Origin of the sequence: Streptomyces sp. NBC_01635, from assembly GCF_045209715.1 — a bacterium.
GTDB lineage: Bacteria > Actinomycetota > Actinomycetes > Streptomycetales > Streptomycetaceae > Streptomyces > Streptomyces hirsutus.
The window spans coordinates 1301857-1324283 of sequence record NZ_CP109277.1 but is presented as its reverse complement, the minus strand read 5'-3'; the positions used below and the strand labels follow the sequence as shown (position 1 = coordinate 1324283).

Genomic DNA, 22427 nt, shown 5'->3' with positions numbered 1-22427 from the left:
GGCCCCGGCGCGGCGGAGGCTGCGCGCTGTCATGACGGCGATCTTCTGGGGCACGGCAACCCTGGTGCTGGCGGTGAGCCTGTTCGGGGGCAGGGGAGATCCCCCTGCCGACGCCCGCGGCCCGTACGCTCCTCCCGCGACGTCCGCCACCGTCACTGCCTCCGCCTCCGCTTCCAGTCCCGCGGCCAGTCCCGCGGCCAGTCCCACGGCCAGCGATTCCGCCAAGGCCCGGCCGGCCGGCAAGCATCTGCAGCGGTCCGCCCCGACCCGGTTGCGTATCCCCGACATCGACGTCGACGCGCCCTTCACCGATCTCGCCATCGCCGCTTCGGGCGAGCTCGAGGCACCGCCCCCGAACGACACCAACCTGGTCGGCTGGTTCGCCGACGGAGCGTCTCCGGGGGAGCGCGGAGCGTCGATCATCGCCGGACATGTGGACACGAAGACTTCGGCCGCGGTGTTCGCCCGTCTCTCCGAACTCGAGAAGGGTGACCGCTTCGAGGTGAAGCGGGCCGACGGGCGCAAGGCGGAGTTCGTGGTCGACCACGCGGAATCGTTCGCCAAGAACGACTTTCCCGACGAGCGTGTCTACGCAGACACGGACGACGCCCAGGTCCGGCTGATCACCTGCGCCGGGGACTACGACCGCAAGGCCAAGGACTACACCGAGAACCTGGTGGTCTTCGCCCACCTGGTCTGACCCGTACGGAACGATCGGGCCGCCCCGGATGGGTCGCTGCCCGGAAGGGGGAGAAGGACACCCTTCCGGGCAGCGCGTTCGTCAGGCCGAGGAGCAGACGGCCCCGTTGAGGGCGAACGCCGACGGACTGGGGTTGCCGTCCGTCGTGGTGGCGGTGAAGCCGAGGGTGACGGAGCCCGCCGCAGGGATCGACGCGGTGTAGGAGGCAGAGGCGACACTGACTCCGGAACCGGTCTGAACGGGGGTGCCGCCCCACATGTTGGTGATGCGCTGGGCGCCGGGGAAGGTCCAGTTCAGGGTCCAGCCGTCGACCCTTGAGCTGCCGGTGTTGCGGATGACGATCTCGCCCTGGAAGCCGCCGGGCCACTGGTTCGTCACCCGGTAGGCGACCGCGCAGGAGCCCTGGCTCCCGCCGGGGGACGTGGTGACCGTCACCGTGCCGGAGCGCGGCGAGCGGTTGCCGGCCGCGTCCCGGGCGTACACGGCGAACGTGTGGGAGGTCTCGGGGGAGAGGCCGGTGAGGGTGGCGGAGGTGCTTGCGGTCGTGGTGGCGACCGTCTCCTCGCCGCCGCTGATCCGGACGACGTCGTAGCCCGTCACTCCGGTCTCGTCGGTGGCCGCCGCCCAGGAGAGCGTGGCCGACGACGAGGTCACCGAGGAAACGGTCGGCGTGCCGGGGGCGGTCGGGGCCGTGGTGTCGCCGCCTGAGCCGGACGAGTAGATCTCGGCCTCCTCGGAGGTCGCGGCGATGCCGTTGGCACCGTTGAAGAGGCGCTGCCCCCAACTGGTCAGCCGGTCCGGGTCGAAGTTCGTGACCATGTCCAGGTACTCGACCCCACCGCCGTTGCCGCTCCAGGACCAGCCGAGGTAGCCGAGGCCGAGCTGCCGGGTGACGGCCAGGATGGCGTCCTCGTCGGGATTCCCGTCGGAGTGGTCGTGGCCGAACTCGCCGACCACGATCGGGAGGCGCGCGGAGACGAAGCGGCCCAGGTAGTCGCTGACCTCGGCGGCGGTGTCGAAGACGCCGTACATGTGGATGGAGAACACCGTGTTGGCGTCCGGGTCGGCGGCGAACACCGAGGCGGCGTTGTCACGCATGGTGAACGCCCAGTCCTGGCCCCAGTTGGGGGCGTCGACCATCAGCGTGTGGTCGAATCCCGCGTTGCGCAGCTTCTGGATGGCGGCCTTGGTGTCGGCCGTCCAGTTCGCGTAATTGGTGTTGCCGTAGGGCTCGTTGCCGATGTTGACGATGACATGGTCCTCCTGGCCGGTCAGCGCGCTCCGGACGCCGATCCAGTAGTCGGCGGCGCGGGAGAGGGTGACCGCTCCGCTCTGCTCGCCGTAACCGGTGGTGTCGTGCACCTCCAGGACGCAGATCAGCCGGTTCTGCTTGCACTGCGCGACGACGTTCGCCACATCGGCGGCGTTGTTGGCGGTCCACCGGTCGCCACTGGAGAGGACCACACGCACGGTGTTGGCGCCCTTGGCCTTGATGTGGGCGAGGGAACTGATCCGGTCCGCGTACCAGGTGTGGGCGTGGTTGACCCCGCGCATCACGAAGTCGTTCCCGGAGGCCTCCAGCAGCCGGCCGTTCTCGACGTGGAAGCCGGTGGGTGCCGCGTGCGCCGGGGTGCCGAGGGCGAGCAGGGGGAGCAGGAGGCCCAGGAGGGCGGCGACCAGGCCGGCTGCGCGGGGGAGTGCGGTGGTGCGGGTGGAGGGCGGGGCGGGTGTGTGGGTGGGTGTGGGCGTGGGGGATCTCATGGCGGCTCCAGAGGGGCGATTCGGGTGATACGGGGGTGGGTCCCGGATCCGGTCCCGATTTCGGTTCCTGTTCCTGTTCCGGGACCGGTCCCGGTTCGTGTCCGTGCCGTGGTTCATGAGGGGGCGTTGTTCGTCCGGGGGTGGTGCGGCGGCTGTGCGAGGGGCTGCTGTCCGTACGCCGTGGTTCAGAAGGTTGCCGTGGCCGTGCAGCCGACGGTTGCCGCCGGCGCCCCGGACGTTGCCGGGGTGCTCGCGAGGAAGCCGAAGGAAGTGCTCGCGCCGGGAGACAGGGCGCCGTTCCAGCCCGCGTCGGTGACGGTCGCCGTGCCGTCCGCGGAGCCGTCGAGCGTGCCGCCCCACACCTGGGTCAGCCGCGCGCCGTCGGCCGGTGCGACCGTCACGGTCCAGCCGGTGAGCGCGACGGTGGAGGTGTTCCGTACCGTCACCTCGGCCTGGTAGCCGCCCGGCCAGACCGAACCGGCCCGGAACGACGCGGTGCAGGTGGCGTCGTCACCGGGGTCGCCCGGATCACCGGGGTCGCCTGGGACGCCCTGATCGAGGACGTCTGCCAGGGCCGGGTACCAGCGGGCGGCGATCTTCTCGTTGCCGGCGTCGCCCGGGTGCACGCCGTCGTAGGTGTCGGTGGCGGTGTCGAAGCCCGTCCACTGGTCGACCATGGTCACCGGGGAACGGGTGGTGCTCGTTTCCGCGGCCCACCCGGGAATCCGCGCGTTGAAGTCGACGACGCGCTGGGCGCAGCCGGTGCAGCCGGCGGGGTTCATCGGGATGATCTGGGCGACCAGGAGCCGCGTGTCCGGGTTCGCCGCCCGCATCTGAGTCACCAGCTTGGTGTAGGCGGCGAGGATGCGGTCGGGGGAGACGCTGCTCCAGACGTCGTTCGTACCGAAGTGCATGACAACGATGTCCGGTCGGGTCGCCGCCAGCCGTCCGGGCAGCAGGTCCTGGTCGGCGAGGTTGGTCACCAGTTCGCCGCCGTGACCCTCGTTGTCGCCGTCGTACGCCACGCCGCAGCCCTGGCCGGGCAGGGTGCCGACGAAGTCGATGTCCGTATGGCCGGCGTCCAGCAACCGGTTCCACAACAGGGCCCGCCAGCAGCCCGGTGAGCCGGTGATCGAGTCGCCCAGCGGCATGACGCGGACGGGGGTCGCGTCCGGTGCGGCGGCCGCGCGGGGCGCGAAGGGGGGAGTGAGGGTGAGGCCGAACGGGAGGAGCAGAGCGGTCAGTGCGAGGAGAACCCGTAGCGGTAAGTGGTCGGTGACGCGCATGGTGTTCCCTTCCCTGGGCAATATGGGAGCGCTCCCACAGGGGTATCAAGCCACCCTTGTCGGTTACGCGTCAAGAGGTTGGAGCGAGGGAGCGCCGGGGCAGTGGTGTCCGTACGGTCGGCCCGGTGGGGTGCGTGCGGTCGCTCCGCCGGGTGCCGTTCGGTTGGTCCCTCACGGTTTCCCTGTGCCTCATGGGCGTGGCGCACCTGTGCGCCACGCCCATGACATGCCCTCGAGGAGAACCCCGTGACCGGGATCAGCGCTCGGCGCGCCGGCGGGTCACCACCTTCATCAGCAGCGGCCAGACCAGCAGCAGCACGATGATCGCGTACACGGTGACCGAGAAGGGTGTGTTGACCAGGCCCGAGACGCTGCCGTCACTGATCTGCAGGGCGCGGCGGAGCTGTTGCTCGGCGGCCGGGCCGAGGATGACGGCGATGACGGCGGGCAGGACCGGCAGGCCGTATCGCCGCATACCGAAGCCGATCAGACCGATGATCAGCAAGGTCACCAGATCGATCACCTCGCCGCCGACCGCGTACGCGCCGATCGCCGCGAAGAACAGGATCCCGGCGTAGAGGTACGGCCGCGGGATGTGCAGCAGCTTCGCCCACACCGGTGCCAGGGGCAGGTTGAGGGCGAGCAGCAGCACCATGCCGACGAACAGCGAGGCGATGAGGCCCCACACCAGGTCGGGCTCCCGTTCGAAGAGCAGCGGGCCCGGCTGAATGCCGTACTGCTGGAAAGCGGCCAGCATCACCGCCGCGACCGCGGTGGTCGGCAGACCCAGCGTCAGCATGGCCACCAGCGTGCCGGCCGCCGAGGCGGACGCCGCCGACTCCGGCCCCGCCACGCCCTCGATGGCGCCCTTGCCCCACTCGTCCTTGTGCTTGGACAGCCGTTTTTCCGTGACGTACGACAGGAAGGTCGGGATCTCCGCGCCACCCGCCGGGATCGCGCCGAACGGGAAGCCGATGAACGGGCCGCGCACCCAGGACTTCCACGTGCGCCGCACATCGTCGCGGCCCAGCCACGGCCGGCCCACCGGAATCGGCTCGGGCGGCCTGCGCCGCAGATGCGCGGCGACCCACAGCGCCTCGCCGATGGCGAACAGGCCCACCGCGACGATCACCACGTCGATGCCGTCGGCCAGTTGGAGAGAGCCGAAGGTCAGCCGCTGCTGGCCGGTCATCTGGTCCAGGCCCACCAGACCGATGGTCAGGCCGATCAGCAGCGAGGCCAGCCCCCGGATCCGCGAGGAACCCAGCACCGACGTCACGGCGATGAACGCCAGCACCATGATGGCGAGGTAGTCCGGAGCTCCGATGTCCACGGCGAGTTCGGCGACCGCAGGCGCCAGCGCGACCAGCAGAACCGTGCCGATCATGCCGCCCGCGAAGTGGCCGATCGCGGCGGCCGCCAGCGCCTGCGCGCCACGACCCGACTTGGCCATGGGGTTGCCTTCCATGGCCGCGACCACGGCGGCGCTCTCCCCCGGTGTGTTCAGCAGGATCGAAGTGGTCGAACCGCCGAACATCGCGCCGTAGTAGATCCCCGCGAACATGATGAACGCGCCGATCGGGTCAAGGCCGTACGTCACCGGCAGCAGCAACGCCACCGCCATCGCCGGGCCGATGCCGGGCAGCACGCCGATCGCGGTGCCCAGCAGCACACCGATCGCGGCCCACAGCAGGTTGATCGGGGTCAGGGCGGTACCGAAGCCGTCCAGGAGGGAGGTGAGGGCGTTCACGTCACAGCACTCCCATCAGCGGACCACCGGGCAGCGGCACTCCGAGCAGGTTGTTGAACACGGTGTAGGCGACGAGGGAGACGACCGCGGCGATCAGCGGGTCGCGGTCGAATCTGCGGCTGCCGAGGGCGAAGGCCGCCCCCCAGAAGAGCAGCGCGCCGGCGACGGGGAAGCCGAGCGGCTCGATGAGCACGGCCGAACCGAGGAACACCCCGGTGAGCAGCAGCACCGTGCGCCAGTCGGCGGGTTCGGACAGGTCGACGTCCTCGCCGGTCTCGGCCTGGCCCCGCCCGCCGCGCACCACGTCCACCGCGAGCAGGGCGGCGACGACGAGGAGTCCGGCGCCGACCACGACGGGTACCGTCTTCGGTCCGACGGGGCCGCGCTGGGTGATGTCGACGTCCATGGTGAGGGCGTCGGTCAGGACGAGCACACCGAGCATCAACAGCAGTACGCACACACCGAGTTCGGAGTGGTCACGCAACCAGGAGCGCCGTCCGGCGGGCGCGGGGGACAGGTCGGTGGTCGGTGTCGTCACAGTCCGAGCTCCTTCAGAACGGACACCACACGCTTGTCCTCGGCGTCCAGGAAGTCGCCGAACTCCTCACCCGTCAGGAAGGCGTCGTCCCAGCCGTTCTGCTTCATGGACGCGCGCCATTCCTTCGAGTCGTGCAACTCCTGTATCAGAGCGATGAGTTGGTCGCGCTCGGCATCGGTCAGACCCGGAGGGGCCACGATGCCCCGCCAGTTGGTGAAGTTCACGTCGTATCCCGCCTCCTGCAGGGTGGGCGCGTCCAGCCCGGGGACCCGCTCCGGTCCGGTGACCGCGAGCAGGCGCAGCTCGCCCGCCTTGATCTGGTCGAGGTACTCGCCCACGCCGGACACGCCGAACCCGACCTTGTTGCCGAGAATCGAGGCGAGCAGTTCACCGCCGCCGTCGAACGGGATGTAGTTGACCTGCTTCGGGGCGATCCCGGCGGCACGCGCCATCAGCATCGGCGCGAGATGGTCGGGCCCACCGGGCGAGGAACCGCCGCCCACCGGCACCTTGCCGGGGTTCTCCTTCCAGGCGCCGATCAGGTCGTCGATCGTCTTGTACGGGGAGTTCCTGGCGACCACGACGACGTCCTGCTCCTCGGTGAGCCGGGCGACGGGGGTGGTGTCGGCGAGGGTCTTCGGCGCGTCGTTGGACCGGACGGCGCCGACGACGCCGAGGCCCATCGACATGGCGAGCTTGCCGTTGCCGTGCTCGCTCACCAGCCTGCTGAGACCGACGGTGCCGCCGGCGCCGGGCAGGTTGAACACCTCGATGTTGTGGGTGAGCCCGGCGTCCTCGGCGTTCTTCGCGGCCGTACGGGCCGTGATGTCGTAGCCGCCGCCGGGTGTGTTGGGAACCATGAAGCGCAGGCCCGGGATCTGTGTGCCGGTCTCGGTGCCGCTGCCGGTCGTGAGCAGCGGCGGACCCACGAGCACCAGCACGGCGGCCCCGAGCAGGGCGAGGGGGGTGCGCAGGCGCACGAATGCCACCACCTGTCGGTCGATCGTCTGGGGGTCACGCAGAGCCCTGTGGGGGTGGGTGACGTGCGCCACATGGTGCACGCGCGCCGCCCGGCTGTCTCGCTTGCGGAACCAACGGAGGTTTTGGTCATTGCGTCAGCGCCTCATTGCCTCAGCGCCTCAGCGCCTCATTGCCTCAGCGCTTCAGCGCTTCAGCGCTTCAGCGCTTCAGCGCTTCAGCGGCCCAACGGCCCATTGCGCGGGCGCGTGGCCGGGCCCTCCGGTGTCCGCCTCCGCACGTTCACCCGGGCCCATCCCTTCCCGAGAGACACAGGTGGGCGCCATGATGGGGCGCCCACCACCTGCGCCGCGCCTCGTCGTGCCCGCCGGGGCGCGGGCGCGTCGCCGAACGGAGAGCCCGTCGGCAGGGAGAGTCCGTCGGCCGGCGGGCCCGCCGACAGGAGAGATCGAGTACGTCGTGGCCGTCACCTTCCGTCGTCAGACCCTCGCGGGCGAGATGCTGGTGCTCCAACTCGCCATCGTCGTGATGGTGCTGCTGGCGGTCGCCGCGGTCTCCCTGGCGCAGTCGGAGGCGACCTTCAACCGGGTCGAGGGCCGCCGGGTCGGCGCGCTCGCCGAACAGCTGGCCGCGAACCCGCTGGTGCGCAGCAGGCTGGTGCGACCGGTGCCCGGGGAGGCCCTGGCCGCGCTGGTGAACTCCACCCAGACCCAGTCCGGGGTCACCTCGGTGACCGTGGCCGGCCCGGACGGCCGGATCGTCGCCTCCACGAATCCCACGGTGATCGGCGACCGGCTGCCTTCGGGCGAGGGCGCCGTGCGCGGTCGCGGCTGGTCGGGCCCGCTGACGCTCGACGGCAGCCGTGAGCGGGTCGCCCAGGTGCCGGTGCTCGGCGCGACCCAGGACAATCTGGGGCGCCACCTCGGCACGGTGATGATCGGCGCGGCCGACCCGACGGTGTGGCAGCGACTCAGCGGCGCCTCCTCGTATCTGCTGGCCTACCTGGGTATCGCCAGCGGGCTCGGGGTGGCCGGCTCCTGGCTGCTCGCGCGACGCGTCAAGCGGCAGACCCTCGGCCTCGAGCCGCGCGAGATCGCGGGACTCGCCGAACACCGTGAAGCCATGCTGTACGGCATCGCCGAGGGTGTGATCGCCCTTGACCCGCAGCACCGGCTCACCCTGGTCAACGAGATGGGCCGCCGTCTGCTGGCCCTGCCCGAGGACTGCGTGGGCCAGAGCCTGGACGCCCTCGGTATCGACGGGCGGTTGCGGGACGTGCTCGCCGGGATGCAGCACGAAGCGGGGAGCCGGCCACCGCACCGGACCGACCGGACACGGGAGCAGGGCGGTGGCCGGTCGCAGGACCGGGAGGGTGACCGGCCGCGGCCCCGAGCGGGTGACCGGCCGCCGCACGAGACGGGCCGGCGACGCGACGAGGTCGTCGTCCGCAACGGCCGGGTGCTGGTGATGAACCGGATGACCGTCACGAAGGACGGGCGCTCCCTCGGCTCGGTCACCACCCTGCGGGACCGCACCGAACTCGCCCGGCTGGAACGGGAGATCGGTTCCTTCCGCAGCTCCTCCGAACTGCTGCGCGCCCAGGCCCACGAGTTCGCCAACCAACTGCACACGATCTCCGGGCTCATCCAGATCGGTGAACAGGACGAGGTCGTGCGCTACGTCCGGGCCTTGAGCCGGCGCCGCCAGTCCCTCGACGTCACGCTGAGTCGGAGGGTGCGGGACACCGCCCTCGCCGCCCTGCTGACGGCGAAGGCCTCGCTCGCCGCCGAACGCAGGGTGAGCCTGCGCATCTCCGAGAGCACCGCCCTGGACCGGCTCGCCCCCGAGGACGCCGCCGACGTGGCGACGGTCGTGGGCAACCTCGTGGACAACGCGGTGGACGCGGCGGCGGCCACCGCGGGTGACCCCGGGGCCGGGGCAGGGGCAGGGGCAGGGGACGGGGCCGGAGACGACGGGCATGGGGCCTGGGTCGAGGTCGAACTGCGCCACGACGCCGCCAGCGTGGAGATCGTCGTGCGCGACTCCGGCCCCGGTGTCGCCCCCGAGCTGGCCCGTGAGGTCTTCCAGCACGGCTTCACCACCAAGGCCGCCCAGGAGGGCGAGCGCGGTATCGGCCTGGCGCTCACCCGCCTCGTCTGCGAACGTCACGGCGGTGAGATCTCGGTGACCAACACCCCGGAGGGGGCGATGTTCACCGCCCGCATGACCGTCAGCCACCTCGCCGACGCGGTGGCGGAAGGAGCCGGACGATGACCAGCACATATGGCGAGTACGCGGAATCCGCGGGCGCCGACGCGATCGACGTGCTCGTGGTCGACGACGACTTCATGGTGGCCCGGGTGCACCGCGCCTTCGTCGAACGCGTCGAGGGATTCCGGGTCGTCGGCGTCGCCGGCACCGGCGAGCAGGCGGTCGCCGCGGTGGACGGACTCCGTCCCGATCTGGTCCTGCTCGACCTGTATCTGCCGGACCTGTTCGGCCTCGACGTGATTCCCCGGCTGCGCAGCGCCGGACACGACTGCGACGTGATGGTCATCAGCGCCGCGCGGGAGGCCGGCACGGTGCGCGGTGCGGTCCGCCAGGGGGTCGTCGACTATCTGCTGAAGCCGTTCGAGTCCGAGGACCTGCGGGCACGACTGGAGCGGTACGCCGTCCGGCGCGGCCGGCTGCTCGGCGCGGTCGTGCGGGGCCAGGCCGATGTCGACCGGGTCCTGGCCGGAGCGCCGGTACCGGTGACCACGGCGCCGGCGTTGCCCAAGGGCATGAGCGTGGAGACCGCCGAACTCGTCGAGCGCGTCCTGCGCGAGGCCGACGGCACGCTGTCGGCCACCGAGTGCGCCGCCCTCACCGGTGTCTCCAGGGTCAGCGCCCGCCGTTACCTGGAGCACTTCCACACCGTGGGCAGGGCCGAGGTCTCCCTGCGGTACGGGGCGGCAGGGCGGCCGGAACGCCGCTACCGGTTCCTGGGACCGCCGGAGGGCCGGCCCGGCCGGGGGACCCGGCGGCAGCCCGCACCGCAGATCGACGGGCAGGCCGACGGGCAGGCCGGGGACCGGGCCGACGGGCTCCGCTCGGGTGGCGGGGCGCGGGCGTAGAGGTACGGGCCGGCGCCCCGGCCCGGCCTCGTGCGGGGCGAACTCGCCCACGGCGCGGGGTTGTCCCCGCCCGCACCCGGATCTAGGGTCGAGCAGCGGATGCAAGCGCTTTCTAAAGGTTCGGCGAGGACTCTCCGGGAGCCCGTCGGCAGCGTGGGCCCGCCGACCGTCCGGAGGAGTGCCGATGTCCCTGCCCCCTGTCCGCCGCCGCGTCGCCGTCGTAGGCACCGGCGCCATCGTCGCCGACAGCCACCTGCCGGCGCTGCGGGCCCACACCGACCGCACCGAACTCGTGGCCGCCGTCGACGTGGACCCGGACAGGCTCGACGCCTTCCGCGAACTGGCCGGCGGGCAGGTCGCCGGGTACGCCTCGGTGGAGGTGATGCTCGATGCCGTACGCCCCGACCTGGTGCTGATCGGAACGCCGCCGTCGCTGCACCGGGAGCAGACGGTGGCCTCGCTCCGGGCCGGAGCCTGGGCGCTGTGCGAGAAGCCGCTGTGCCTGTCGCTCGCCGAGTACGACGAGATCGCGGCGGCGGAGGAGGCGTCGGGCGCGTACGCCTCCGTGATCTTCCAGCACCGCTACGGTTCGGGCTCCGTCCATGCCCGGGAACTGATCGCGAGCGGTGCGCTGGGCGCCCCGCTGGTCGCGCACTGCCAGACCACCTGGCACCGGGACGCCGCGTACTACGCCGTCCCCTGGCGCGGGCGGTGGGCCACCGAGGGCGGCGGGCCGACGATGGGGCACGGTATCCACCAGTACGACCTGCTGCTCCATCTCCTCGGCCCGTGGGGGGAGATACGGGCCATGGCGGGCCGGCTCGTCCACGACACCGAGAGCGAGGACGTCTCCACCGCCCTGGTCCGCTTCCGCGGCGGCGCCCTCGCCACCGTCGTCAACAGCGTGCTCTCGCCGGACGAGGTGAGCCGCGTCCGCGTGGACTGCGCCGACGCCACGGTCGAGCTCACCCACCTGTACGGACACCGCAACGACGACTGGTCGTACACTCCGGCGCGGCACGTCCCCGCCGCACGCGCTGCTGCCTGGCGCACCCCGCCGCACGACGTACCCAGCTCGCACACGGCCCAGCTCGGCGCCCTCCTCGACGCCTACGACGCCGGGGTCCGGCCGCCGGGCAGCGGTCAAGAAGCCCGGAACACCATCGAGTTCGCCGCCGCCCTGTACAAGTCCGCGTTCACCGGCCGCCCGGTACGGGCCGGCGAGATCGCGGCCGGCGACCCCTTCCACACGGCCATGCACGGCGACCACCCCGACTGGGCTCCGAAGGAGCACGCATGAGCGCCCGCGCCGAGCACGCCGAGCGTGTCCCCCGCGGTCTCCGCGCCGGTCACCCCGCGGTGAGGCCGTCCCGGGGTGAGGCCGTCCCGGGGTGAGGCCGTCCCGCGGTGAGGCCGTCCCGGTCACTTCCGCAAGCGGCACGGAGATCCTGTGCCACGTCCGCCACCGCGACTCCGAGGCCTTCGAGTCCCGCAAGCCGTACGGGTGAACGGCTGAACGACCGGACCTTTGGCGGCAGCCCCTGGGGCGCACGCCGGTCACTGCCCCCGCAGCGGCCTGGAGTTCCCGTACGAGTGGGGGAGACGGGCCGATGCCACGGCGAGGGCGGTGGCCGCGCTCGCGATGCCGAGAACCGCGCCGGCGGCGACATCACCCGGGTAGTGCACGCCCGTATGGATGCGTGAGTAGCCGACCGCGCCGGCCAGTGCGCCGAGCGGGACGGAGGCGGCGGGCAGGACCGTACCGACGGCGGTGGCGAAAGCGACCGCCGACGCGGTGTGCCCGGACGGGAAGGAGGCCGACGTCGGCATCGGGACGTGCCGGTCCACGGTCACCCGGGCGGCCTCCCGGTCCGGCCGGTCCCTGCGGACGAGGCGCTTGCCGAGGATGTTGGCCGACGCCGACGCCACCGCTATGGCCCCGACCCCGACGAGCGCGGCCCGGCGCGACCGCGACCCGCCCAGGGCGAGGGCACCGGCGACGGCGAACGAGATCTTCGAGTGGTCGGCGGCGTGCGAGAGACGGCGCAGCGCCCGGTCGAGGGTGGGAGTGGGAGTGGCGGCCACCGCCGCGTACAGGGCGCCGTCGACGGACCTGAGATCACTGAGGACGGCGGACACCACCCGGCGGAGGCCGTCGGCGGGGGGCACAGGCGTCGTGAGCGGGCGGGCTCCGCCCTGGTCGGTGGTGGTCGGCTCGCTCATTCGTCTCTCCCGCGGTGGTGTGGTGGAGCAGGGTCCGCGCGTCCGGGGCCCGCTGGGCACACCCGCACCGCGGACCGGGAATCACCAGGTGCCCACGGTACGCGTGGTCGGCCCCGTACGTTCGCGCACCCCCGCCGGCACGCCCGGCGACCGCGCCGCACCGGCCTGCCCGGAACGGCGCGGCCAGGCGCCGTACGGCCCCGTACGTGCGAGCTTTTGGACGCGGCCGTACGGGGGACCCGCCGGGAACCGGCCGTACGGGATGCCGGCGTCCGCCCGAGTTCCCCCGGTGCGCCGCTCGACCCTTCCCCCCCGACGGCGGTGTCCCGTCAGCCCGCCCGGAAGGTACGCAGGCGGAGGGAGTTGCCCACCACGAACACCGATGAGAAGGCCATCGCCGCTCCCGCGATCATCGGGTTGAGCAGTCCGGCCGCGGCCAGCGGCAGCGCGGCGACGTTGTAGGCGAAGGCCCAGAACAGGTTGGTCCGGATCGTGCCGAGGGTGCGGCGGGCGAGCCGGATCGCGTCCGCGGCGGCCCGCAGGTCGCCCCGTACGAGGGTCAGGTCGCCGGCCTCGATCGCCGCGTCCGTACCGGTGCCCATGGCCAGCCCGAGGTCGGCCTGGGCCAGCGCGGCGGCGTCGTTGACCCCGTCACCGACCATCGCGACCGAACGGCCCTCCGCCTGAAAGCGCTTGATCACATCCACCTTGTCCTGCGGCAGCACCTCCGGGACGACGTCCTCCGGCGCGATCCCGACCTGGTGGGCGACGGACCGGGCCACCGCCTCGTTGTCACCGGTCAGCAGGACGGGCCGCAGCCCGAGCGCGCGCAGCCGGCGTACCGCCTCGGGGCTGGTCTCCTTCACGGCGTCGGCGATCTCCAGCACCGCACGCGCCTCGCCGTCCCAGGCCACCAGGACGGCGGTGCGCCCGGCCGCCTCGGCGGCCTCCCGGGCCCGGTTCAGGCCCGCCGACGGCTTCATCTCCCACTCCTCCAGCAGCCGCTCCCGGCCGACGAGCACCGCGTGGCCGTCCACGACTCCCTGGACGCCGAGTCCCGGGACGTTGGCGAAGTCGTCCGGAGCGGGCAGGGTGCCCAGTTTCTCCAGCGCCCCGTCGGCGACGGCACGGGCGATCGGGTGCTCGGAGGCGTGCTCCAACGCGCCTGCCAGCCGCAGTACTTCGGACTCGTCGGTGCCCGCGACCGGGTGCACGGCCAGCAGGGTCATCCGGCCGGTGGTGACCGTGCCGGTCTTGTCCAGGACGACGGTGTCGACGCGGCGGGTGGACTCCAGGACCTCGGGGCCCTTGATGAGGATGCCGAGCTGCGCGCCGCGTCCGGTGCCCACCATGAGCGCGGTCGGGGTGGCCAGCCCGAGGGCGCACGGGCAGGCGATGATCAGCACCGCGACGGCCGCGGTGAAGGCGGTGGTGAGTCCGGCACCGTTGCCCAGCCAGAAGCCCAGCGTGCCCAGCGCCAGCGCGATCACCGCCGGCACGAAGACCGCGGAGATCCGGTCCGCGAGCCGCTGCGCCGAAGCCTTCCCGTTCTGCGCGTCCTCCACCAGCCGTGCCATTCTGGCCAGTTGAGTGTCGGAGCCGATCCGGGTGGCCTCCACGACAAGACGTCCGCCCGCGTTCAGGGTGGCCCCGGTGACCGCGTCCCCGGCACCCACTTCGACGGGGACGGACTCGCCGGTGAGCAGGGAGGCGTCCACCGCCGAGGTGCCCTCGAGGACGGTACCGTCGGTCGCGATCTTCTCGCCCGGACGCACCAGGAAACGGTCGCCCACCGTCAACTCCTCGACGGGAACCTTCTCTTCGCGTCCGTCCGGGCGCAGCACGGTGACGTCCTTCGCGCCCAGGTCCAGCAGCGCCCGCAGCGCCGCGCCCGCCTTCCGCTTGGCGCGCGCCTCGAAGTACCGCCCGGCCAGGAGGAACGCGGTGACACCCGCGGCGGCCTCCAGATAGATGTTCCCGGCGCCGTCCGAACGGGTGATGGTCAGCTCGAAGGGGTGGGTCATGCCCGGGGTGCCCGCGGTGCCGAAGAAGAGTGCCCACAGTGACCACAGGAACGCCGCCGAGGTGCCCACCGAGATCAGCGTGTCCATGGTGGCCGCGCCGTGCCGCGCGTTGGTGAGGGCGGCCCGGTGGAAGGGCCACGCTGCGTAGGTCACGACGGGTGCCGCGAGCGTCAGGGACAGCCACTGCCAGTACTCGAACTGCAGGGCCGGGACCATCGCCATCGCCACGACGGGCACCGACAGCACCACGGCCGTGACCAGGCGTTCCCGCAGCGAACGGAGTTCGTCGGGGGCGTCCGGGGCCGGAGCGTCCTCGCCTGCGGGCGGCGCGGGCTCCTGTGCCGTGTAGCCGGTCGCCTCCACGGTGGCGATCAGGTCCTGCACGGTGACGCCTTCGCGGTGCGACACCCGGGCCTTCTCGGTGGCGTAGTTGACGGTGGCGGTGACCCCGGCCATCCGGTTGAGCTTCTTCTCGACCCGCGCTGCGCACGATGCGCAGGTCATCCCGCCGATGACCAGCTCCACCTGCCCCTCGGCGGCCCCGGCGCCGGTCTCTTCACCGGGGCCGGCTGTATGGACGGTCATGAGCGCTCCTGAGGACGAGGGCCGACCGGGACGTATCCGACGGTGGCCGCGGTATACGGGTCGGGGGTATCCCCTCCCGCACGTTCAGGTATACCCCCCGGAGGTATGTGATTCAAGGGTTGTCCGGCCTTGACTCAATACCCCCTGGGGGTATCGTGAGGTGTGTGGACACCGACCCGGAGCCGGGCCGGACGCGCTGTTCCCGAGGAGAGACGGCCATGCAGACCGGACTGAAGATCACCGCATTCGCCGCAGCCCTGGCCGCTGCCTTCGGCGCGGCGTACGGCGTCGGCCAAGGGCTGGACCCGGTCGTCAAGGACGGTGCACCCGCCTCCGCGCACGACGAGCAGCACGCTCCCGGGGTATCCGCGCCGCACGAGCAGGACGGCCACGGCGGGCACGAGACCACCCCGGCGGGAGGCCTGCAGGTCTCGGAGAACGGCTACACCCTCGACCTGAGGACCCCGAGGGTCGAGGCCGGCCACCGGACCGACCTGCGATTCGCCGTCCGGGACGAGAGGGGGCGGGCGGTCACCGAGTACCAGCGCGAGCACGACAAGGAACTCCATCTCATCGTGGCCTCGCGCGACCTGCTCACCTACCGCCATCTGCACCCCGCGCGCGCCGCCGACGGCACCTGGAGCACCCCGGTCGACCTGCCGAAGGCGGGCGGCTACCGGGTCTTCGCCGACTTCACGCCGGCGAAGAAGGGTGCCGGGAACATCACCCTCGGCGCGGATCTCGCCGCCTCCGGCCCCTACCGGCCGCAGCAGCTGCCCGCTCCCCGCGACACGGCCCGCGTCGACGGCTACGAGGTCCGGCTGGACGGGACACTGCGGTCGGGGCGGAGGACCGAACTGAACCTGACCGTCTCCCGGGACGGCAAGCCGGTCACCGACCTCCAGCCCTACCTCGGCGCCTACGGCCACCTGGTGGCCCTGCGCTCCGGGGACCTCGCCCACCTGCACGTCCACCCGAGCGGCGAACCCGGAGACGGCAGGACCGAGCCCGGCCCGACGGTCTCGTTCGCGGCCACGGCGCCCAGCGTCGGCAGCTACCGGCTGTTCCTGGACTTCAAGCACGACGGAGTCGTCCGCACCGCGGCGTTCACGGTCCGGGCGGGCACACAGCCGGGGGCGGAAGCGGGAACGGACACGGAAGCGAGGACTCCCGCACCGGACGCCGGCACCTCGGATCATCCCGGCGACGACGACCGAGGAGCAGGCCACGGCCACTGAACCTCAGCCCAGGGCGCGGTCCAGATTGAACGCGGCGCTGATCAGCGAGAGATGCGTGAACGCCTGCGGAAAGTTTCCCTGCTGTTCCCCGCTGTGGCTGATCTCCTCGGCGTACAGGCCGAGATGGTTGGCGTACGTCAGCATCTTCTCGAAGGCGAGGGAGGCCTCGTCGAGCCGGCCGGCCCGGGTCAGCGCCTCGACGTACCAGAACGTGCAGATGGAGAACGTGCCCTCGCCGCCGTGCAGGCCGTCCGGGCTCGTCCGCGGGTCGTACCGGTAGACCAGGGAGTCCGACACCAGGTCCTCGGTGAGGGAGTCCAGGGTGGACAGCCACTTCGGGTCGGTCGGCGCGATGAACTTCGCCAGCGGCATCATCAGTACCGCCGCGTCCAGCACGTCGCCCTCCTCGTGCTGCACGAAGGCCCGGCGCTCATCGGACCAGCCATGGCTCATGATCCGCCGGTAGACGCTGTCGCGGCTCGCCTGCCAGTGGGGGAGGTCGGCGGGCAGCCCGCGCCGGTGGGCCATGCGGATGGCCCGCTCGATCGCCACCCAGCACATCAGCCGTGAGTAGAGGAAGTTCTTGCGCCCGCCGCGCGTCTCCCAGATCCCCTCGTCGGGCTGGTCCCAGTGCGCGCACACCCAGTCCACCAGCGCGCACACATGGTCCCACTGCTCGCTGGAAACCGGCTCGGCCCATTTGTCGTACAGGTAGACGGAGTCGATCAACGCCCCGTAGATGTCGAGTTGCAGCTGGTCGGACGCCGCGTTGCCGACCCGCACCGGCGCCGAGCCCCGGTACCCCTCCAGATGTCCGAGCTCGCGCTCGGACAGGTCGGTGCGGCCGTCGATGCCGTACATGATCTGCAGAGGGCCGGAGGGGCGGTCGGTACCCGGGCTGACGTGCCGGGACACGAACCCCATGAACGCCGCGGCCTCCTCGGAGAAGCCCAGCCGCAGCAGCGCGTACACGCAGAAGGCCGCGTCCCGCACCCACACGTACCGGTAGTCCCAGTTGCGCTCCCCGCCGAGCTCCTCCGGCAGACTCGTCGTGGGCGCCGCCACGATCGCCCCGGTCGGCGCGTAGGTGAGCAGCTTCAGGGTGAGGGCGGAGCGGTGCACCATCTCCCGCCAGCGGCCGCGGTAGCGCGAGGAGGACAGCCAGCGCCGCCAGTACCGCACGGTCTCACCGAACTGGTCCTCCGCCTCCCGCCGCGCGCAGCGGCGGGGGGACACCTCACCGCCGACCTGGTCCAGGGCGAACACCGCCGTCTCGCCCTCAGCGAGCTTGAAGTCGGCCCACGCGTCCGGGCCGTCCGCCTCCAGGGGGACGGTCGAGGTGAGTGCGAGGGACAGGGCCTCGGAGGCGAACAGCGCCATGCCGTCGGTCAACCGCAGGGTGTGCGGCCGGGTGCCGTACTCGAATCTCGGAGCCGCCCGCATCCGGAACGGCAGGGACCCGCGTACGCACACCACCCGCCGGATCAGTCGGTGTCGGCCCGCTTCGGCCGACTCCCCGGCGACGGGCATGAAGTCCTGCACCTCACCCACGCCGTCCTCGGTGAAGAACCTGGTGATCAGGACGTTGGTGTCGGGGAAGTAGAACTGCCTGGTACGCGCCGGCACGGCCGCCGCCAGCTCGAAGCAGCCGCCGCGCTCGGCATCCAGGATCGCGGCGAACACGCTCGGCGCGTCGAAGTCCGGACAGCAGTACCAGTCGATGGTGCCGTTGGTCCCCACCAGCGCCACGCTGCGCAGGTCGCCGATCAGCCCGTGATCGGCGATCGGCACGTACCGGCGCTCGTCGGACGCACCCCGCTCCTCGGCCGTCCCGTCCATCACAGCCTCCCTGCTCCGGCCCGCGTCGCCGTCCTGCGACCCGGCCCGCGCGGCCGCACTGCCAGCCTAGTGCCCCAACAGGCGACGTTCGCCCCGTCGCGACGCCCGGCACGCACTCTCGCCGCACCGGCCGAAAGTCCAAGTACGTCCAGTACGAGGACTTCCGGCCGGCACGCCGAGAGCACGCACCGGACGCCGCTCCTTGACGGGCGAACGTCGCCTGTTGGGGCACTAGGCAGATCCGGCCGGCCCGGCAGTCCGTGGCGAGCGGTTACGCCACGACGACGCGCACCCCCGACTCCTCGAACCGGCGCACCGTCTCCGGGGCCACCGCCGAGTCCGTGACCAGGGTGTCCACCGACTCGGCCGGGCAGATCCGGGCGAACGCCCGCCGGCCCAGCTTGCTGGAGTCGGCGGCCACGATCACCCGCTCCGCCCGCTCGCACAGCAGCCGGTTGATCGCCGCCTCCGCCTCGTCGTGCGCCGCCGCGCCGTGCGTGACGTCGAAGGCGACGACACCGAGCACCGCCACGTCGAGCGTGATCTGCTCCAGCACGCCGTCCGCGAGCGGCCCGACCAGCTCGTACGACTGGGCCCGCGCCACGCCGCCCGTCACCACGATCTTGAACTGCGGCCGCACGGCGAGCTCACCCGCGATGTTGAGCGCGTTCGTCACCACCGTCAGCGCGGGTGACCCGGACGCGAGATCACTCCGCACCGCCAGCGCGCGCGCCACCTCCGTGGTGGTCGTGCCGCCGGTCAGCCCGACCGCCTCGCCCGCTGCGAGCAGATCCGCCACGGCCCGGGCGATGCGCTGCTTCTCGGAGGCGCGGCGCGCGGTCTTGTAGCGCAACGGCAGCTCGTACGACACCCCGTGCGCCACTGCCCCGCCCCGGGTGCGCAGCAGCATCTGCTGCCCGGCGAGCTGGTCGAAGTCCCGGCGGATCGTCGCGGCCGACACCTCCAGCTCGGCGGCGGTCTCGTCGACGTCCAGCCGGCCTCGCTCCACGAGCAGTTCCAGCAGCGCCTGCCAGCGGGCGTCCCGCGACATCCGCCCTCCCGTCGTGCGGTTCCCGTCGTTCCCGGACCTCGGACCTCCGGGCGTCCCGGGCCGTCCCGGGGCATCTCGGGTCCTTTCCGGATCCACGGTGACCCTAGCGCACCCCACTTCTGCTCGAATGCTTGATCGTGCTCGAAACTCCGCTCTATCTTGCAAGAACAATCACAGAGCTGGGTGGGGGCGGTCATGACATATGTCGAGGACGAGCTGACGAGTCAGCCCGAGTGCTGGACGCGTGCCGCGGCACAGGCCGGCGAGCACACCCGGGTGCTCCCGACACCGGGGGAGCGGGTCGCGGTCGTCGGCTGCGGCACCTCGTACTTCATGGCCCAAGCGGTGGCGGCCCTGCGCGAGGGAGCGGGCCAGGGCGAGACGGACGCCTTCGCCGCCTCGGAGTTCCCGTACGGGCGCGCCTACGACCGTGTCGTCGCCCTCACCCGCTCCGGCACCACCACCGAAGTCCTCGGCCTGCTCGACCGGTTGAAGGGCGGCACCCGCACCACCGCCCTCACCGCCGACCCGGAGACCCCCGTGACGACGTCGGCGGACGAGACCGTCGTACTCGACTACGCGGACGAACGCTCCGTCGTGCAGACCCGGTTCGCGACCACGGCACTCACCCTGCTCCGCGCCCATCTCGGCCTGCACAGCGACGCGGCCGTCGAGGACGCGCGCACCGCGCTCGCGCGGCCGTTGCCCGAAGGGCTCGTGCACCGCACCCAGTTCACCTTCCTCGGCCGCGGCTGGACCGTGGGCCTCGCCCACGAGGCCGCGCTGAAGATGCGGGAGGCGGCGCTGGCGTGGACGGAGTCCTACCCGGCGATGGAGTACCGGCACGGTCCCATCAGCGTCACCACCCACTCCACGGCCACCTGGATGCTGGGCGACGCGCCGGAGGGCCTGGCCCGACAGGTGCGGGCCACCGGAGGGTCGTGGATCCAGGGCACCCTCGACCCGCTGGCCGAACTCGTCCGCGCCCAGCGCCTGGCCGTCGCCGTGGCGGCGGCCCGTGGCCTGGACCCCGACCGTCCCCGCCACCTCACCCGCTCCATCGTCCTCGACTCCTGACACCGACTGCCGGAAGGACAGGCCGTGCCCCTCACCACCACCGGCGAACTCGTCGGCCGCGCCGCCGCGGACGGATCGGCGGTCGCCTCGTTCAACGTCATCACACTGGAGCACATCGAAGCCGTCATCGCCGGCGCCGAGTCGGTGAACGCCCCCGTGGTCCTCCAAGTCAGCGAGAACGCGGTCAAGTTCCGCTACGGCCGGCTGCTGCCGCTCGCCCGCGCCGCCGTCGCCGCCGCCGAACGCGCCGCCGTGCCCGTCGCGTTGCACCTCGACCACGTCCAGAGCGACGCCCTGCTGCGCCAGGCCCCGGACGCCGGCTTCGGCTCCGTGATGTACGACGCGGCCCGGCTGCCCTACGCCGAGAACCTGGCCGCGACCCGGGCGGCCGCCGACTGGGCGCACGCCCGGGGCCTGTGGATCGAGGCGGAGCTGGGGGAGATCGGCGGCAAGGGCGGCAAGCCTCCGCTGGACGCCCACGCGCCCGGTGCCCGCACCGACCCCGACCAGGCCCGCGCCTTCGTCACCGACTCGGGCGTGGACGCGCTCGCCGTCGCCGTCGGCACCACGCACGCGATGACCACCCGCACCGCCGCCCTCGACCACGCCCTTCTCGGACGCCTGTCCGCCGCCCTGGACGTCCCCCTCGTCCTGCACGGCTCCTCCGGCCTCCCGGACACCGAACTCACCGCCGCCGTCGGATCGGGCATCGCCAAGGTGAACATCGGCACGGCACTGAACATCGCCATGACCGGGGCCGTCCGGGACTTCCTCGCCGCCCACCCCGAAGCGGTCGACTCCCGCGGCTACCTGACGGTGGGCCGCGAGGCGATGGCCCGTGCGGTGGCGGACATCATCGGGACCCTCACGGCACCCTGAGAGCACCGGGACCACCGGACACCCTTCATGCCCCGCCCACCGTCGCCCGGACCGTGGCGGTCATCCGCTCCATCGCGGCCGCTCCGGCCCGGAGCAAGCGGTGGACGCCCTGGTCCGGCCGGGTACGGGCACGGTCCGGCCCCGGCCCGAGGGAAGTCCGTCCTACCGCTTCACGGCCCTCAGCACGACGAACTTCCGGTCGCTCGCGACCACTTCGCTGTTCCCGAACAACCGGCGAAGCTTCACGTGGTAGCCCAGATGCCGGTTGCCGACCACCCGCAGCTCACCACCCGGTCGCAGGGCGCGCAGGGCACCGGTGAACATGCGCCAGGCGGTGGCGTCGCTGGTCGCCTGGTGGGAGTGGAACGGCGGGTTGCTGAGCACCAGGTCGACACTGGAGTCCGGCACGCCCGTCAGACCGTCGCCGACCCGGAACTCGCCGTGCCCCGGTACGCCGTTGGCCCGGTACGTGGCCTGCGCGGACGCCACCGCCTGGAACGACTCGTCCACGAACAGCACCTCGGCCCGCGGGTCGGCCAGCGCCACCGCCGTACCGACGACGCCGTTGCCGCACCCGAGGTCCACCACCCGAAGGCCCGGCCGTTCCGAGGACGGCTGCGGCAGATGCTGGAGGAAGAACCGGGTGCCGATGTCGAGCCGGTCCGCGCAGAAGACCCCCGCGTGGTTGACGACGGTCCGGCCGGAGACCGCGCCGATCCCGTCGGGCAGCCGGTAGCTGTACGGCCAGGGGCCGGCGGGACGCACCAGTTCCGGGTCCGGTGTGCAGAAGATCAGCCGCGCCTTCTTCTCGGCGAGGGAGGTCCGGGTGGGGCCGATGATCCGCTCGAAGAGGTTCAGCGTCGAGGTGTGGATCTCCTTCACCATGCCGGTGCCGACGACGACCGTGCCGGCGTGCACCGAGGGCGCCAGCCGCAGCAGTTGGTCCTCCAGCAGCGCCAGGCTCTTGGGCACCCGCACCAGCAGCACGTCGATCCGGCCCGGCGGCGGGTCCTGCGTGGTGAGCAACGGGACCGTCCCCGGCTCGACACCGGCCCGCGCCAGGTTCGCGCGGGTGGCCTCCTGCCCCAGCCAGGAGTCGGTGATCTGTGTCGGCCGGTACGCGGCCAGCGCCGTGACGAGCGCCCCCCACCGGTCCCCGACGACCACGACCGTGCCGTCCAGCGGCACCTCTTCCCGGTCGAGATGCCCGAGCAGGTACTCGTCGGAGGCGTCCCAGGCGCGCAGCCTGTCGCGGGGGTCCTCGGGGAAGCGGGCCAGAACCGGCGCACCCCACGCAGTCGTCATACGGTCGTTCATCGTGCGACCAGGCTAGCCGAGCCCCGGCCCGGACCGTGTCGGGCGGGAGGGGGCCGTCGGGCAGG

Annotated in this window: 17 protein-coding genes; 7 read left to right on the top strand and 10 right to left on the bottom strand. The window is 72.3% G+C overall.

The features are described 5' to 3' along the window. Nucleotides 1-31 precede the first annotated feature (31 nt). A complete protein-coding gene (locus OHB56_RS06440) occupies nt 32-700 on the top strand; it encodes a class F sortase (protein ID WP_406352135.1) in 669 nt (222 codons plus the stop codon). Between the two features lie 81 nt (nt 701-781). Here the strand turns inward: OHB56_RS06440 and OHB56_RS06435 are convergent, their stop codons facing one another. The 5 genes from OHB56_RS06435 to OHB56_RS06415 form a co-directional block, all read right to left on the bottom strand. Then, nucleotides 782-2461: a cellulase family glycosylhydrolase gene (locus OHB56_RS06435; RefSeq protein WP_406352133.1), complete on the bottom strand. Its 1680-nt coding sequence runs from the start codon at nt 2459-2461 to the stop codon at nt 782-784. 185 nt (nt 2462-2646) lie between these two features. Continuing rightward, nucleotides 2647-3747 carry a GDSL-type esterase/lipase family protein gene (locus tag OHB56_RS06430; RefSeq protein WP_406352131.1) on the bottom strand — a complete coding sequence of 367 codons (1101 nt, stop codon included), beginning with the start codon at nt 3745-3747 and terminating at the stop codon, nt 2647-2649. 256 nt (nt 3748-4003) lie between these two features. Continuing rightward, entirely contained in the window at nt 4004-5497 is a 1494-nt protein-coding gene (locus OHB56_RS06425; RefSeq protein ID WP_406352130.1) for a tripartite tricarboxylate transporter permease, read from the bottom strand. Nucleotide 5498: 1 nt separating this feature from the next. Further along, entirely contained in the window at nt 5499-6035 is a 537-nt protein-coding gene (locus OHB56_RS06420; RefSeq protein ID WP_406352129.1) for a tripartite tricarboxylate transporter TctB family protein, read from the bottom strand. After that, nucleotides 6032-7015, bottom strand: a complete 984-nt coding sequence (locus tag OHB56_RS06415) for a tripartite tricarboxylate transporter substrate binding protein (protein WP_326756907.1) — start codon at nt 7013-7015, stop codon at nt 6032-6034. The genes OHB56_RS06420 and OHB56_RS06415 overlap by 4 nt, the downstream gene beginning before the upstream one ends. 457 nt (nt 7016-7472) lie before the next feature. Between OHB56_RS06415 and OHB56_RS06410 the strand changes: the two genes are divergently transcribed. From OHB56_RS06410 to OHB56_RS06400, 3 genes are all read left to right on the top strand, one after another. Next, nucleotides 7473-9287 (top strand): ATP-binding protein, encoded by a 1815-nt coding sequence (locus OHB56_RS06410; RefSeq protein ID WP_406352127.1) that lies wholly within the window; start codon nt 7473-7475, stop codon nt 9285-9287. Beyond that, a complete protein-coding gene (locus OHB56_RS06405) occupies nt 9284-10129 on the top strand; it encodes a response regulator (protein ID WP_326751374.1) in 846 nt (281 codons plus the stop codon). Before OHB56_RS06410 ends, OHB56_RS06405 begins: the two co-directional genes overlap by 4 nt. Before the next feature lie 184 nt (nt 10130-10313). Then, a complete protein-coding gene (locus tag OHB56_RS06400; RefSeq protein WP_406352125.1) occupies nt 10314-11429 on the top strand; it encodes a Gfo/Idh/MocA family protein in 1116 nt (371 codons plus the stop codon). Nucleotides 11430-11686: 257 nt separating this feature from the next. Here the strand turns inward: OHB56_RS06400 and OHB56_RS06395 are convergent, their stop codons facing one another. Then, nucleotides 11687-12352, bottom strand: coding sequence for a phosphatase PAP2 family protein (locus OHB56_RS06395; RefSeq protein WP_360032441.1), 666 nt, complete (start codon nt 12350-12352; stop codon nt 11687-11689). A 329-nt stretch (nt 12353-12681) separates the two neighbouring features. After that, the gene (locus tag OHB56_RS06390) at nt 12682-14961 is read right to left on the bottom strand and encodes a heavy metal translocating P-type ATPase (protein WP_406352122.1); all 2280 of its coding nucleotides are present in this window, start codon (nt 14959-14961) and stop codon (nt 12682-12684) included. Between the two features lie 218 nt (nt 14962-15179). Between OHB56_RS06390 and OHB56_RS06385 the strand changes: the two genes are divergently transcribed. Further along, the gene (locus tag OHB56_RS06385) at nt 15180-16199 is read left to right on the top strand and encodes a hypothetical protein (protein ID WP_406352120.1); all 1020 of its coding nucleotides are present in this window, start codon (nt 15180-15182) and stop codon (nt 16197-16199) included. 3 nt (nt 16200-16202) lie between these two features. Here OHB56_RS06385 and OHB56_RS06380 read toward each other — a convergent pair whose 3' ends face one another. Beyond that, on the bottom strand, nt 16203-18038 hold the full coding sequence (locus tag OHB56_RS06380) for a glycoside hydrolase family 15 protein (protein WP_326751369.1): 1836 nt from the start codon (nt 18036-18038) through the stop codon (nt 16203-16205). 271 nt (nt 18039-18309) lie between these two features. Continuing rightward, a complete protein-coding gene (locus OHB56_RS06375) occupies nt 18310-19089 on the bottom strand; it encodes a DeoR/GlpR family DNA-binding transcription regulator (protein WP_406352118.1) in 780 nt (259 codons plus the stop codon). Between the two features lie 195 nt (nt 19090-19284). Here OHB56_RS06375 and OHB56_RS06370 point away from each other — a divergent pair, with 195 nt between their 5' ends. Together OHB56_RS06370 and OHB56_RS06365 are read left to right on the top strand one after the other, a co-directional pair. Further along, entirely contained in the window at nt 19285-20166 is an 882-nt protein-coding gene (locus OHB56_RS06370; RefSeq protein ID WP_406352117.1) for an SIS domain-containing protein, read from the top strand. A 24-nt stretch (nt 20167-20190) separates the two neighbouring features. Continuing rightward, nucleotides 20191-21045 (top strand): ketose-bisphosphate aldolase, encoded by an 855-nt coding sequence (locus OHB56_RS06365; RefSeq protein ID WP_406352115.1) that lies wholly within the window; start codon nt 20191-20193, stop codon nt 21043-21045. A 162-nt stretch (nt 21046-21207) separates the two neighbouring features. Here OHB56_RS06365 and OHB56_RS06360 read toward each other — a convergent pair whose 3' ends face one another. Next, a complete protein-coding gene (locus OHB56_RS06360) occupies nt 21208-22350 on the bottom strand; it encodes a methyltransferase (protein ID WP_406352113.1) in 1143 nt (380 codons plus the stop codon). Between the last annotated feature and the right edge of the window lie 77 nt (nt 22351-22427).

What these genes read in the sequence shown, in the direction of transcription:
- OHB56_RS06440 (WP_406352135.1), top strand. Translation starts at nt 32, where the DNA reads ATGACGGCGATCTTCTGGGGCACGGCAACCCTGGTGCTGGCGGTGAGC.
- OHB56_RS06435 (WP_406352133.1), bottom strand. Translation starts at nt 2,461, where the DNA reads ATGAGATCCCCCACGCCCACACCCACCCACACACCCGCCCCGCCCTCC.
- OHB56_RS06430 (WP_406352131.1), bottom strand. Translation starts at nt 3,747, where the DNA reads ATGCGCGTCACCGACCACTTACCGCTACGGGTTCTCCTCGCACTGACC.
- OHB56_RS06405 (WP_326751374.1), top strand. Translation starts at nt 9,284, where the DNA reads ATGACCAGCACATATGGCGAGTACGCGGAATCCGCGGGCGCCGACGCG.
- OHB56_RS06400 (WP_406352125.1), top strand. Translation starts at nt 10,314, where the DNA reads ATGTCCCTGCCCCCTGTCCGCCGCCGCGTCGCCGTCGTAGGCACCGGC.
- OHB56_RS06395 (WP_360032441.1), bottom strand. Translation starts at nt 12,352, where the DNA reads ATGAGCGAGCCGACCACCACCGACCAGGGCGGAGCCCGCCCGCTCACG.
- OHB56_RS06390 (WP_406352122.1), bottom strand. Translation starts at nt 14,961, where the DNA reads ATGACCGTCCATACAGCCGGCCCCGGTGAAGAGACCGGCGCCGGGGCC.
- OHB56_RS06385 (WP_406352120.1), top strand. Translation starts at nt 15,180, where the DNA reads ATGCAGACCGGACTGAAGATCACCGCATTCGCCGCAGCCCTGGCCGCT.
- OHB56_RS06380 (WP_326751369.1), bottom strand. Translation starts at nt 18,038, where the DNA reads ATGGACGGGACGGCCGAGGAGCGGGGTGCGTCCGACGAGCGCCGGTAC.
- OHB56_RS06375 (WP_406352118.1), bottom strand. Translation starts at nt 19,089, where the DNA reads ATGTCGCGGGACGCCCGCTGGCAGGCGCTGCTGGAACTGCTCGTGGAG.
- OHB56_RS06370 (WP_406352117.1), top strand. Translation starts at nt 19,285, where the DNA reads ATGACATATGTCGAGGACGAGCTGACGAGTCAGCCCGAGTGCTGGACG.
- OHB56_RS06360 (WP_406352113.1), bottom strand. Translation starts at nt 22,350, where the DNA reads ATGACGACTGCGTGGGGTGCGCCGGTTCTGGCCCGCTTCCCCGAGGAC.